The organism is Simiduia sp. 21SJ11W-1 (assembly GCF_024138675.1).
GTDB lineage: Bacteria > Pseudomonadota > Gammaproteobacteria > Pseudomonadales > Cellvibrionaceae > Simiduia.
The window spans coordinates 2,674,317-2,687,280 of record NZ_CP090959.1 but is presented as its reverse complement, the minus strand read 5'-3'; the positions used below and the strand labels follow the sequence as shown (position 1 = coordinate 2,687,280).

8 protein-coding genes are annotated in these 12,964 nt (G+C 56.4%); 4 read left to right on the top strand and 4 right to left on the bottom strand.

All coding sequences use genetic code 11. The features are described from left to right. Positions 1–47 precede the first annotated feature (47 nt). Positions 48–2,306, top strand: a complete 2,259-nt coding sequence (locus L1F30_RS11790) for a YfiR/HmsC family protein (protein WP_253356299.1) — start codon at positions 48–50, stop codon at positions 2,304–2,306. 76 nt (positions 2,307–2,382) lie between these two features. Here the strand turns inward: L1F30_RS11790 and L1F30_RS11785 are convergent, their stop codons facing one another. Genes L1F30_RS11785 through L1F30_RS11775 form a run of 3 tightly spaced genes read right to left on the bottom strand, consistent with a single transcriptional unit; the run spans position 2,383 to position 6,091 of the window. Then, the gene (locus tag L1F30_RS11785) at positions 2,383–2,766 is read right to left on the bottom strand and encodes a hypothetical protein (RefSeq protein ID WP_253356297.1); all 384 of its coding nucleotides are present in this window, start codon (positions 2,764–2,766) and stop codon (positions 2,383–2,385) included. Positions 2,767–2,823: 57 nt separating this feature from the next. Then, positions 2,824–4,137 carry an FAD-binding oxidoreductase gene (locus L1F30_RS11780; RefSeq protein WP_253356295.1) on the bottom strand — a complete coding sequence of 438 codons (1,314 nt, stop codon included), beginning with the start codon at positions 4,135–4,137 and terminating at the stop codon, positions 2,824–2,826. Then, positions 4,115–6,091, bottom strand: coding sequence for a Na+/H+ antiporter NhaC family protein (locus tag L1F30_RS11775; protein WP_253356293.1), 1,977 nt, complete (start codon positions 6,089–6,091; stop codon positions 4,115–4,117). Before L1F30_RS11775 ends, L1F30_RS11780 begins: the two co-directional genes overlap by 23 nt. Before the next feature lie 224 nt (positions 6,092–6,315). Here L1F30_RS11775 and L1F30_RS11770 point away from each other — a divergent pair, with 224 nt between their 5' ends. Beyond that, a complete protein-coding gene (locus tag L1F30_RS11770; RefSeq protein ID WP_253356291.1) occupies positions 6,316–7,896 on the top strand; it encodes a tetratricopeptide repeat-containing sulfotransferase family protein in 1,581 nt (526 codons plus the stop codon). Between the two features lie 48 nt (positions 7,897–7,944). After that, entirely contained in the window at positions 7,945–10,266 is a 2,322-nt protein-coding gene (locus tag L1F30_RS11765) for a TonB-dependent receptor (protein WP_253356290.1), read from the top strand. Between the two features lie 87 nt (positions 10,267–10,353). On the opposite strand, the gene L1F30_RS11760 is transcribed toward L1F30_RS11765, so the two are convergent. Then, positions 10,354–10,527, bottom strand: a complete 174-nt coding sequence (locus tag L1F30_RS11760; protein WP_253356288.1) for a hypothetical protein — start codon at positions 10,525–10,527, stop codon at positions 10,354–10,356. A gap of 213 nt (positions 10,528–10,740) precedes the next feature. Here L1F30_RS11760 and L1F30_RS11755 point away from each other — a divergent pair, with 213 nt between their 5' ends. Then, the gene (locus tag L1F30_RS11755) at positions 10,741–12,870 is read left to right on the top strand and encodes a M60 family metallopeptidase (protein ID WP_253356286.1); all 2,130 of its coding nucleotides are present in this window, start codon (positions 10,741–10,743) and stop codon (positions 12,868–12,870) included. Positions 12,871–12,964 lie beyond the last annotated feature (94 nt).

Below are 12,964 nucleotides of genomic sequence, written 5' to 3'. Positions count from 1 at the left end.
CTGTTTTATGCAAGATAAAACAGCGGCTTTTCGTATGGGTGGTGGGTTTGGTTGTTACATGGTGTGTAGGGCCAAGCCCCGCTGCGGCACAAGAGCGGCACGATATCAAAGCGGCGCTGGTGTATAACTTTGCGCTGCACACCTATTGGCCCGAGGAAGACGGCAAAACACTCACATTTGCGCTGTTAGGCGCGCAACCGTCACTTAAAAGCGCATTGGTATCTGGCCTTGCCCAAAAGCGCATTCGCGCCATGGCAGTAGAGGTGGTAACCGTTGATAGCTGGCAGCAGGTGAATGCACCGGCCGTGTTGGTGGTGGCGCCTGGGCGCTTGGCACAGCTTGAGGCCTTGTTGCCCCAGGCGAAAGCCAGGCAGCTATTGGTGGTATCAGATAAAGCGGTAGATCGCAGCCAGGTTATGATCAACATTGTGGATTCTGCCAAGGGCAAGCTCAGTTTCGAAATCAACCGCCCCAATATATTGCAGGCCTCGCTCACCCTTGGGCCGGATATCTTATTGCTTGGCGGTACAGAGCTTGATGTAGTCGCGCTGTTTGAGGCCAAAGAGCAGGAGCTTGAAGCCAGCGAATCCCGCGCGCGTGAGCTGGCACTGCAGCTGCAGGCGGCCAATGCCGAACTTGCTGCCATTAACCGCCAGATTCGCCAGCGCACCCAAGAGTTGGCGGAAAAAGCGCAGCAATTAAACCGTGCAGAAGGTGAGGTGGCCGCCCGCAATCGCGATGTAAAAGCCAGAGAGAGCGCCATAGCTGCGCTGGATGAGCGTATAGCTGCGCTGGCTGCAGAAACTTCCAGTGCGCGTGCCAAAGCCGAGGCCTCGGCGCAGGCTGCCGAGCAGGCCGTTTTACAGGCGAATCAATCGCGTCAGCAGCGCGATCAGGCATTGGCCGAGCTAAACGCATTGGGCGGGCAAATCAGTGAGCGCCAGGCGTTGCTGGAATCGCTTACCCAAAAGCTTGATGCAGAAACCGCAACCACCCGCAAGCAGCAATCCATTATTACCACCCAAACTATGTTGCTGGGTGCGGTGGGTATTGCGCTGGTTGCGGTGGTGGGCTTGCTGCTGTTGTTGGGGCGCAACCGTGCAAAGCTCTTGAAAAGCCGCGAGGCGTTAGAGCACAACAACGAGGCACTGGAGCTTGCGCGCGAGCAAGCAATGGAAGCCAGTCAGGCCAAGAGCCGATTTTTGGCCACCATGAGTCATGAAATTCGCACACCCATGAATGCCATTATCGGGATGTCGGAGATTTTGCAATCCAGCCAATTGGGCGCAGACGATCGGGAGCGGGTGGATATTATTCGCAACGCCGCCGGTGGATTGCTGAGCATTATTAACGACATTCTTGATTTCTCGAAAATAGAAGCCGGCAAAATGGAGCTGAACCCCAGGCCCTTCAGCCCTCGTGAATTGCTCACAGATACGGTGAGTATTTTTAAAGCCAGTGCGGCAGAAAAGGGGTTGGCGCTGGAAGTCTCGATTGCCGACGAGCTGCCCAAATACATGCAGGGCGATGCCCATCGCATTCGGCAGATGCTGCTGAACTTAATTGGCAATGCCATGAAGTTTACCGAGTATGGGCAGATCACTGTGCGCGCCGCCATGCGCGATAGCGCGCTGTGCATTTCGGTTGAAGATACCGGCGCCGGCATGAGCCAAGAAGATAGCGAAAAGCTCTTCAGCGAATTTGTACAGGTGGGCGCAAAGGGCGCGCGTGCTGCCGGTACCGGCTTGGGGCTTGCTATTTGTCAGCGGCTTACGGCCTTGATGGATGGCAAAATCGAGCTGGTGAGTGAGCTGGGTAAGGGCTCCGTGTTTACCCTGGTGTTGCCGCTAGAGGTTGCCAGTGAAAAACCCGAGCGCCCAAATAAGGCGGTTGTTGAGGCTGTATTCACGCCGCTTAATATTTGGGTGGCAGAAGACGACAAGGTAAACCAAAAAGTCATCTCGTTATTGCTTGGAAAAATTGGCCACGTGTTCAAGTTGTTTGATAACGGCCAGCTGTTATTTGATGCCTATCAGCAAGATCAAAGTGCAGATCTGATTTTAATGGATTGTGAAATGCCGGAACTTAACGGATGGGAGGCCACGCGTGCTATTCGCGCCTACGAGCAAACACACAATTTGCCGGCGCAATATATTGTAGCGCTTACTGCGCACGCACTGGATGAGTTCACTCAAATGTCGCTCGATGCCGGTATGAACAGTGTATTAAGTAAACCCATTACCCTGGATGCTTTGCATCAATGCCTGGCGGAAGTGAGCCGACAGTTGGGGCACTCAACCAGCTAGCGGCGCCAAAACGCCGATGCCTCTCAATTCTTGTTCTCAATCCTTTCGTTAAATACCGCCGTTAAACACGGCCCAATTAATAGTGCAGCTGCTCGCGGCAACTCACGCGGGTGTCGTTTACCACAATGTGCACCCGCTTGCCCCATTCGCCACTTGTGATGTAGCCGCAATCTGTTGCCAGCGGCAAATTATTGCGGTGTAACTTTATGCGGTAGCTGCCCTTGGGTTGGTTGGCATCGTAAAACGCGCGCGCCTCTTCGCCCGGTGCCAGGTTTTCAAAGTGCAGGGTTTTGGCGGGCAGCTCAACGCGGATGTGTGAAAGCGGCCATTGGCTTTGGTTGTACACCATCACCGAGGGCGTAAGCCCGCACAGCAAAATAAACGCAAGCGCGCAGGCACAGGCAATCAGGCCTAAGGCCAAGGCTGCGATTAATGCCCAGCGTTTAATGTTTTGCGCCATCGTGTTTCCAACGTTGGTGATGCAGGCTTGCGCCTGGCAATAAGGCCGCCCCGTGCGCTAGTCGAACCAGCGGTAGGCGGTGTAGGCCGCGGCCAGGTAGAGGGGCCTGAGTGCTGCGAGCGGAAACCGCCTGGGTGGCCGCTGCATGAAGCGCGGCAACTGGTGGCTGGCGTTCAGCATCAGCTTGATTGCCTGATGCCCGCACCAGCTGCCCATGGCAATGCCGTTGCCGTGGTAGGCAAGGGCGCAATACAAACCCTTGCCCAGTTGTGCCACGTGCGGCGTTTGCCCAAAGCTCAAGGCAACCCGTCCTCTCCAGAAGTAGTCTATGCCAAGGCCGTGTGCTGCGGGGAACAGCTGCTGGAAGTCTGCCGTGTGTTGGGCCCGTCTCGCCGCAAAACTGGTCGTAGATTCCGAAATACCGGCGCGCCCGCCAAATAACAGGCGGCCATCGGGCAATAGGCGGAAGTAGTAGAGCAGCTTGCGGGTGTCGTAGGCGGGTGTGAGGTGTTGCCAGTGCAAGGCCTTCAAGGTGCTGGCCGGCAGCGGTTGGGTTACCAGAATGTTTGATTGCGCAGCCAACAAGCGGCCGCGCAATGTGGCGGTGAGATTATCGGGGGTATAGCCGTTGGTGGCCACCAGCACGCGCCGGGCGAACAGTTCGAAGTTGCGGCCCCCAAGGCGCCAGCCTTTGGGGCTGGCCTTTAGCTGCAATACCTGCGCCGGTGCATGAAACTGGGCACCGGCGGCCAGCGCTGCGGCTTGTAGCCCGTAGAGGTATTTGAGCGGGTGTAGGCCAAAGCCCGCCGGGTTCCAGAGGGCCGGTTGGGCATAGGGGTTGGCGTTGCCCGCGCTATCGAGGTTGGCGGTGGGGCGCAGCTGGGCCTGAATGCCGTAAAAGTGCGCCAGCTCCCGCTGGTATTGGGTCAGCTCGCCTCGGTGTTTGGTTGTGTGGGCCAGCACCCATTCGCCCTGGCCACAGCGGTCTGCCTCTATGTGATGGTTGGCAAGCAGGGCTTCTACACGCTCGATGGCGGCTAATTGGCCTTGGGCGTAGTGTTTGGCCTCGGTTTCGCCAAATGTGTTGGCGATGGCGCTAATGCCGAGCCTGTCGCCCCCTAAGCAACAAAAGCCGCCGTTGCGCCCACTGGCACCCCAGCCGGGGCGGTGGGCATCAAGCACCAGTACCTGCATGCCGGCTTCGGCGGCGGTGAGTGCCGCGTTTATGCCGGTAAAGCCCGCGCCGATGATCACCAGATCGTAACTGGCAGCCAGGGGCTGATTGGCCGCGGCAGGCGGTGTGGCGGTGTCGGCCCAGTAGCACTCAGGTGCGCCCGGGCCGATTGGTTCAGGCGCTTTCGGGCGCGCCATGGGGGGCTGTTTGGCTCGCCTGCAGCGGGGTATCTTCTGCGCGCCGGCCAAAGTAGTGAACAATCAACCAAAGCAGTACCGCACCCACCAGCATGCACAGCCACCAGGGCAGGCCGAAGCCTGCAGGCAGGGTGCCAATGAGCATGCCCACGGCACCCACCACTAGGCAGTAGAGCATTTGGGAGCGCACGTGGTCGATCAGATCACAGCCCGAGGCCATGGCCGAAAGCAGGGTAGATTCCGCCAGCGGTGAGCAGTGGTCGCCCCAGATGGCACCGGCCAACACGCCCGACACCGAGGAGTAGAAGATGTGCAGGTGCTCGGTGCCGGTCATGTCGTTGTGCACCAGTACCGCCCAGGCCAAGGGCACCACCATGGGCATCATAATGCCCATCACACCCCAGCTGGAGCCGGTGGCGAAGGCCATGAAGGCCGCCAGCAGGAAGATCACCAGCGGCATCAGGTTGGGGTTCAAGGTGTCGCCCAGTGCTGAAATCAGGAAATCAGACGTGTGCAGCTCGGTATTCACCGCCGACAGCGACCAGGCCAGGGTAAGCACAAAAATCACCAGCATCACCGCCTTGGCGCCGCCAAACCAGGCATCGGTAATCTCGTGTACGGTGAGCAGGCGCTGGCCCAAGGTCATCAGAAACGCCACGATACAACCGGCCACAGAGCCGTACATCATAGAGGCAAAAGAGTTGGCATTGCCGATGATTTCGCGCAGTGAGTCGTCGGCACGATCAGGGCTGGCAAGGCCTGTGTAGTAGATGGAGATCATGGTTACCCCAATGAGCACAAGCATGGGGATCACCGCATTAAAGGCGCGGTGCGGCACGCCGGGCTTGGGCTCTAGGTCTTTTTCTTCCGGCGCCGGGCCTGAATCGTTGTCCATGCCGGGGCTCAGCACGCGGCCTGTGTGAAATGCGCGCTGTTCGGCGCGCAACATGGGGCCAAAATCTTTACCGGTGCCGGCAATAAACAGCACAAATACGATGGCCAGCACCGGGTAGAAGCTGAACATCAGCGAGTTTAAAAACACCGAATAGGCCGATTCATCAAAACCCGAAATGGCGCCCAGGCCATCGTTGATTACGCCCACCTGAAAGCCGATCCAGGTGGTAACAAACAAAATGGCCGAAACCGGTGCGGCGGTGCAATCTACCAGGTAGGCAAGCTTTTCCCGCGAGATGCGCATGGTGTCTGAAATCTTCTTCATGGTATTGCCCACAATCAGGCTATTGGCGTAGTCGTCGAAGAAGATGGCAAGGCCTAAGAAGCTTGTGGAAAGCTGGGTTTGTGAGCGGTTCTTAACCACGCGGGTAATGCGCTCTGCGATACCCATGGTGCCGCCGTTGCGGGAAATAATGCCCACCATGCCGCCAATTAAAAAGCAGAATACAATCACCTCCATGTGTTCGCGCTCGGTTAGCGCGTTAATCACATACACCTGGCAGGCATCCAGAATGGCGTGCCCAAGGCCCGAGGCAGAAAGCCCGTAGAGCATCCAGATGCCGGTAATCAGGCTCACAAACAGCGCCACCATCACATTGCGCAGCAGCAGCGCCATGGTTACGGCCATCAGTGCCGGAATCAGTGAAAACCAGCCGGGCAGGGCTGTGATTTCAGCCTCGGCCAACAGGTGGCCATTGCTGTTAAGGCTAAGCTTTGCAGGGCTTTGCGCGCTCACCAGGCCTTCAAAGGTGAGGGTGCCATCGGCCAGGGTGCCCTGGTGGGTTTCGCCATTGATGCTCACAAACAGGGTGCGTTGCTGCAATGGGCTCGCGCCTTCAATGGTAATGCTAAAGGGCACGTCCTTCAGTACTATGGCAGGCAGGCTCCAGGGGCTGTTTTCGGGTGCTTCACTGGCGCTGGCTACTAGGCTTATGAGCAGCAGGAAAACGGTGGTGAACAACACCCGTAGCGGGCGGTATTTGCTATTGTTATGTGGCATGTGGCACCTGATAAAAGCAGTTTTTGGCGTCAAACGAAAAGCGGAATGTAACCAAGCACAGGCCGTTACGCCAGCATTGAATCACTTGACCCCAATTGGGTATTGAATAATTATTCGGGTTGGCGCAATTTGGTTCAATGATGTGCACGCAGCCCAAAGGCTTCTGACGTGCCGTTGGCCGATTGCCACAATAATGACAACAACATTAATCAATACAGGCTTTCATGGATCAAGCAACCGCCAGTCCAACCGTGCCCGCCATGCTCAAGCAAGGCTTTGCACTGTTAAATGCAGGCCAGCCCCGGCAAGCGGCCCAGCTGTGCCAGCAATTGTTGGCGGCCAACCCGCGGCTGGTGCAAGCCCACTTTCTGGTGGGGCTGGTGGCCCTGGATATGCGCGATCGCAAAACCGCCGTGCAGGCCTTTGGCTCGGTGACGAGCCTGCAACCGGATCACGCCGCCGGCTGGGCCCACTTGGCCAAGCTGTTTATGGAAGAAGGCCAGGTTAACCGAGCCGATGCCGCGCTCAAACAGGCCGAGGCCGGCAACACCCAAGACCCGCTGGTACGCGATGTGTTAGGTGCGGTGTATTCCCGCATGGGCGATCACACCCTGGCGCGGGCGCAGTTTGAGCAGGCCGTGGCCGGTGCGCCAGAGAACATTCAATTCAAGTTGAACCTTGCCAGCAACCGCGTCTATCACGGCGAGTTGGCAGAGGCCGCTGTGGATTACCGCGCCGTACTTGAAAAAGTACCCGGCCACGCGCAGGCACACTGGGCCCTAGCGTCTGCCCATAAAGCCCGTGACGACCACCACATTCAACAAATGCGAACACTGCTGGCACGGCCCGATCTGCCCGAGCGCGCGCAGGCATTTTTGCAGTACGCCATTGGCAAAGAGTGTGAAGATTTACAAGATTGGGAGGGCGCCATTGCGGCCTTCATGGCCGGTGCCCGTGCCCGGCGGGCCACGGTGGCCTTTGATGAGGCGGCAGAAATCGAGATGTTCGATTTTCTCACCCGCCACTGCACCGCCGATTGGCTGGCAGAAGGTGAAGGCAGTGATCACCGCGCACCCATTTTCGTATTGGGCCAGCCGCGCACCGGCACCACTTTGATTGAGCGCATTATTACCAGCCACAGCGATGTCACGTCGGCAGGTGAATTACAGCAGTTTGGTTTATCGCTGCGCAGGCTTAGCCGCCATCAAGATCCAAAGCGGTTTTCTGCGGCGCTGTTTAAATCGGCGCTGGATCTGGATTACCGCCAGGTGGGCAACCTCTACATGGAGGCCACCCAACGCATGCAGGGCAATACTGCACGCTTTGTGGATAAACTGCCGGTGAACTACCTGCTGATTCCCTTTATTTTAAAAGCGCTGCCGAACGCGAAAATTGTGCATCTTACCCGCAACCCGATGGATGCCTGCTTTGCCAGTTTCAAGCAGCTGTTTGCCGATGCCTACCTGCACTCCTATGATCAAGTAGAAATGGCGCGCCACCACGCGCGCTACCGGCATTTGATGGCGCACTATCACGCGCAATTTCCCGGGCGCATTTTTGATATCAGCTACGAGGCCACCGCGCAAAATCTTGAACCCAATGCGCGCGCGTTAATTGAATACCTAGAGCTGCCCTGGCAAGCGGCCTGCCTGGATTTTCATGCCCAAGCTGCCACTGTGGCTACCGCCAGTGCAGCGCAAGTGCGTGAACCGGTGCACACCCGCTCCATCGGGCGCTGGAAAAAATACCAACAACACCTGCAACCTATTTTGCAGACACTTAGCAATGAAAACATTGAGGTTTAACAAGCACATCAGCTAAATCCGGGGATCACAATGACAAGAGAGGAACCCATGCAAACTAACCACCCAACCGCGCTCAAGCGCAAGCGGCTCGCCGCCAGCATCACTGCTGCTGTATTTGCCACAGGATTATCGGCAACCACCCACGCCCAGGATTGGCTGGAAGAGGTAACAGTAACGGCCACCAAGCGCGCCGAGAACGTGCAGGATGTTCCACTTGCCATCTCCGCATTCACTGGTGATTTCACCAAAGACAACAACCTGGATGACGTAAAAGATCTGATTAACGTCACGCCCGGTGTGACCGGTAACTCGAAAGATTCCTTTCTGGATGCCGTAAGCGTGCGCGGTATCCGCACGCAGGATTTTGGTGTGGGCGGGGATCCCTCGGCTGCATTTTTCAAAAACGATTTTTATGAAGGTCGCAATGGCGCGGCGGTAACCAGCCTGTACGACATGGAGCGCTCTGAAGTGCTGCGTGGCCCGCAGGGCTTTTTGTTTGGCCGCTCCTCTATTGGTGGCGCCATCAGCGTGCACACAGCCAAGGCTGACCTCAACGGCGGCAACTCGGGCTACATTGATGTAGATATTGGCCAGCGCGGCCACGGCGTGCTGGAAGGTGCCGTAAATCTGGCCATGACCGATAACTTCGCCATGCGTGTGGCGGGTTATCACTCAGAGGAAGATGGCTATGTGAAAAACCACTTCGGTGGTGATGATCAAATTGCCCACAATAAATCCGCTGTGCGTTGGTCTACCGCCTATCAAAGCGGCAACCTCGGCATAGACACAACCGTGGAATATGAAACCCGCGAGCAATCGGGCTCTGTGTATCGCGCCGTGACCGAAGGCGATACCTGGGAGCGTTTGCAGGCTTCGAATGGCCCCATCACCTTGCGCGGCGACGAGCGCGATGCCGATATTGATCTGGCCTCAGGCGAGGCAGACAACGCCGATATTTTATCGCTCGGTTTAAAGCTTACCTACGATCTGGGCTTTGCTGAATTTACCTCCAACACCGGCTACAAAGATCACGACTACTACTATTCAGAAGATTACGACGGCACGCCTGCCAATCTGAATAACTACAGCCAGGATCAAACCGGTGATTACTTCCAGCAGGAATTCCGCCTGACCTCCACCGGCAGCGAGGCACTTAGCTGGTATGCCGGTGTGTCTTACTACCAGGAAACTATCGACGCAAAATTTCTCTTCCGTGCCAGCGAAGATGAAATGTGCAAGTACTACTACTACGAGTACTACGATGCCACTATTGGCGGTTGTAGCGATTACTACACCGATTTTGAGCCAAGCGCCAACGGCAATCTGGATGAAACCAGCCGCGCCATTGGCGAGTACGAAGGTTGGGCTGCCTACGTAGATTTAAGTTACGAGTTCAGCGCAGCGCTGGATGCAAGCCTGGGTGTTCGCTACTCGGACGACAAGAAAACTTTCACTCAAAATGTGCCCGAGCCAGATAGCTACCTGGGCGCCTACTGGGCTTACGGTTTCTACACAGATGGCGACGTCAAAGGTTCCGAAAGCTGGCAAGACACCACCGTGCGTGCACTGGTGCGCTGGCGTCCGTTTGATACGGTTATGTTCTTCGCAAGCTACACCCAGGGCTACAAGCCCGGTGGCTTCGGCACCTTCAACATGGATTTTGATGACGACTTCGAATGGGGCAGCGAGATAGATCCGAACGTTCAAAGCCTGAACATCTTTGATCCGGAAACCGTAGATTCCTGGGAGCTGGGCTACAAAGACACCATTCTCGATGGCAAGGCCAATGTCACCTTAACGGCCTTCTGGTACGACTACAAAGACCTGCAGGTTGTAATTGCAGACGGCGGCGCCTCCAGCGTGCAAAACGCCGGTGAGGTAGACGGCAAAGGCCTTGAGGGCACCATTACTGCCTCGCTGAACGAAAACTGGGATCTCTACCTTGCCGCAGGCTACCTGGATACCGAAGCCAACAAGCTTGAAGATATTTGTGGCCTGGATGATCCGCTGGGTTGTGAAGGCCGCTCGCTGTTCTGGTCGCCGGAATTTGCCGGCAGTGCCGTGCTGAATGCCCACTACCCTGTGGCCGGTGGCCAGGTGGTAGGCAACTTGGCAGTCACCTGGGAGTCCGAGCGGGGCGGTGGTTGGGAAGATCTGGATGAAACCAAGATTGATGCCTACCAGGAGTGGACTCTGCGTGCAGGCTACCGTTCAGACGACAACTGGTCTGTGATTGGCTATGTTGAAAATCTTACCAATCAAAATACCTACGATGGCATGAACAACAATGGCGGTATTGCACCGGCCCATTTCTTCGGCCCAAGCCGCCCGCGCACCATTGGCGTGAGCTTCGGTTACGAATGGGAGTAACACGCCTTTAAGCACCAAAAAGCCCGCCAAGTGCGGGCTTTTTTATTTGGTGTGAGCAAGGCTGTACCCCTTGCCTGCGTGCAAGCCTCAGGCGGCAGCACTTAAGCCCATAACAGCAGACTCTGCCTCACGCAGCGATGCGTGGCTGGAAAGAATTTTGGTTAACCAGTAGATCACATAGCGGCCATTACTGTACTCAATGGAGTAGGGTGAAATGTAATCTTGGGTACGAATAGCTTGCTGTGGGTTAATGTTGAACATGGTGGCCTCTGTGTCACTTCCAAATTTAATGATGAAATTATATCGATTGGGTCACACTTTAGTATCCGCCTGATTATCTAGCCCGTTTGGGCTAGCCCTGCGCATCACCATCTGGCCAATACCCACGCCATTGCGCGCTTTTTATGATGCCCACTGTAAATAATGTGCCTGAATGCAATTCGCTAAGGGCCGCTATCTTTTTGGAGTGTAATCATGAAATCAGCCACAGCGTTGATGGTGTTGTTAATGCCGGGCCTTCTGCTCACCGGCTGCGGTGGCGAGGCCAGCGGAAATGTGAGTGTGAATGACGACGGCTCGGTAAGCGTTGTGATTGATGGAGCGGCCAACGGCGGCACAACCGATGGCAATGATGCAGCCAGCGGCGGCACAACCGATGGCAATGATGCAGCCAGCGGCGGCACAACCGATGGCAATGATGCAGCCAGCGGCGACGCAACTGATAACAGTGATGCACATGGCGGCGAGGCGTCCGATAGCGCAGATGCCCCCAATGCAAGTGATCCAGCGGAAAGCGAAAGTGCAACCTCAGGCGCGGATAACACCGGTGCAGCCGACGACAGTGGCATTGATGCCACAGACAACTCCCAAAGTGAATCAGTGGGTGGTGAGCAAACCGGCACTGGCGATGCACCAAACCCCATGCCTGTGCGTGGGGGTGTGATTGCATCACAAGCGATGCCCGAATATTGCCTGGCCGTTGAAGATGAAAATTTCACCAGCACGCAAGCCTCTGTGAGCCTGGCTGCCTGCAGCGATGCGCCGGGTCAGCGTTGGCTGGTAAAAGCAGACGGCACAATACACACAGTGCTGGATGAATCTTACTGCCTGATTGCGCAGAGCCTTGATCACTATGGCACCCTTGCACTCGCCCCTTGCGAGCAAAGCCTGCAGCACTGGGCCCTGAAAGAGGGCGCACTGGTGCAGGGTAACTGGGCCATTGATTTAGATAGGGCCAATCTTGAAGTCGTCATCTACAGCTATCATGGCAACGCCAATCAGCGCTGGCAGGGCCCCTTTGAAGATTTAGCGAACACACAAGCTGAAAACGGTAGCACTGCGCCTGAAAATGAAAACACGGGCCAGGAAAATAGCGCGGCAGACGCTCCCAAAACGGCCACCTCTCATACGGTTGATGGCGGCTGGTCTTATTTCAGTTTTGAAAGCCTGGGCGATTACACCACCTACACCTTACGCGTGCCTGCAGCGCAAAATTGGGTGAATGCAGGCCTGTATGTGGAAAAGGGCGCAACCATTGAGGTAAGCGCCGAAGGCAGCTGGAAGTTAAAAGGCGATGCCCCCATGCACGGCCCCGAAGGCTATGGCGAAAAATATGAAAACGGCTGCAAGCTTGGCAGCCTGGTGGTGCGCATTGGCCTGGCCTACAAAGATCCGTTGGTAGGTTGTGCCGGCAAGGCCATGACCTATACCGCCCCGCGTGCAGGCGTGGTGTTTGTGGGTGGTATTGTCTCTAACGACCTGGGGGAATCTTACGAAACCCGTGCGCGCGCCGAAGGTGCCATTAACGTTACCGTAAGCGCGGTAAACCCCGATGGCAGCAGGGGCAAAATTGTGCCCACCATCGAGGTGGGCGCTGCTGCAAACTTCCCTTATGGCGAAATTGAAAGCGGCTGGGTTGAAGTGCTGGGCAAACATACCCTTTTACATTTGCCAGCGAGCATTGCACAGCAAGATGCCAGTGAAATTGCCGACGCCATTAAGCGCTTAGACGACATCTACACATTGCACGTGAGCCTGCGTGGCAAGCGCCCGCAGCACGGCCAGCCCATTCGCTGGTACCCCGATACCGAAGATGCGCCCGGTTGGATGCTGGCGGGCAACCCCGTGCGCATGGACCCGGCGCTGGTATACGCTAACAATAACGACCGCATAACCCGGGCCGCCCGCGCGCAAAACGGCAATTGGGGCTTTGCCCACGAACTGGGGCACGATTTCAACTTTGCCGGTGGCACCTGGTATTACGCCACCAAGCTGGGTATTGAAGTCTGGCCGAATATCTTCAGCGTGCATGCACAAGAAATGCTGAATTTGCCAAAGCGCGACCTGGATTGCCCAGCCCGTAAACAAAAATACCTGGCGGGTAACGATGCATCCGGCCTTACAGAAGGCACAGACCCTTGGGCAGGCCTGTGTTTTTTGATGGAGTTTCAAACCCGGTACGGGTGGGATTTTTATCGTAATTTCTATGCAGAGCTAGACCGTGAGCCCGGCAGTGGCTGGGGCTATTTGCGGCAAAAGTTTTCACTGGCCGCCGGTGAAAATGTAGATGCCATCTTTAACGAATGGCTGTTGCCGCAAAATTAATCGCTTAAGTTACTGCCCGCCTTGGGCGGGCTTTTACTGTTCAGCAATCGCGAAGGTGTTTATGATTGGCGCTTTACCCGTGGCAGTTACGCCA

Bases quoted from the DNA above. Each gene is read 5' to 3' on its own strand.
- L1F30_RS11785 (WP_253356297.1), bottom strand. From the start codon at position 2,766: ATGGCGCAAAACATTAAACGCTGGGCATTAATCGCAGCCTTGGCCTTA.
- L1F30_RS11780 (WP_253356295.1), bottom strand. From the start codon at position 4,137: ATGGCGCGCCCGAAAGCGCCTGAACCAATCGGCCCGGGCGCACCTGAG.
- L1F30_RS11775 (WP_253356293.1), bottom strand. From the start codon at position 6,091: ATGCCACATAACAATAGCAAATACCGCCCGCTACGGGTGTTGTTCACC.
- L1F30_RS11770 (WP_253356291.1), top strand. From the start codon at position 6,316: ATGGATCAAGCAACCGCCAGTCCAACCGTGCCCGCCATGCTCAAGCAA.
- L1F30_RS11765 (WP_253356290.1), top strand. From the start codon at position 7,945: ATGCAAACTAACCACCCAACCGCGCTCAAGCGCAAGCGGCTCGCCGCC.
- L1F30_RS11760 (WP_253356288.1), bottom strand. From the start codon at position 10,527: ATGTTCAACATTAACCCACAGCAAGCTATTCGTACCCAAGATTACATT.
- L1F30_RS11755 (WP_253356286.1), top strand. From the start codon at position 10,741: ATGAAATCAGCCACAGCGTTGATGGTGTTGTTAATGCCGGGCCTTCTG.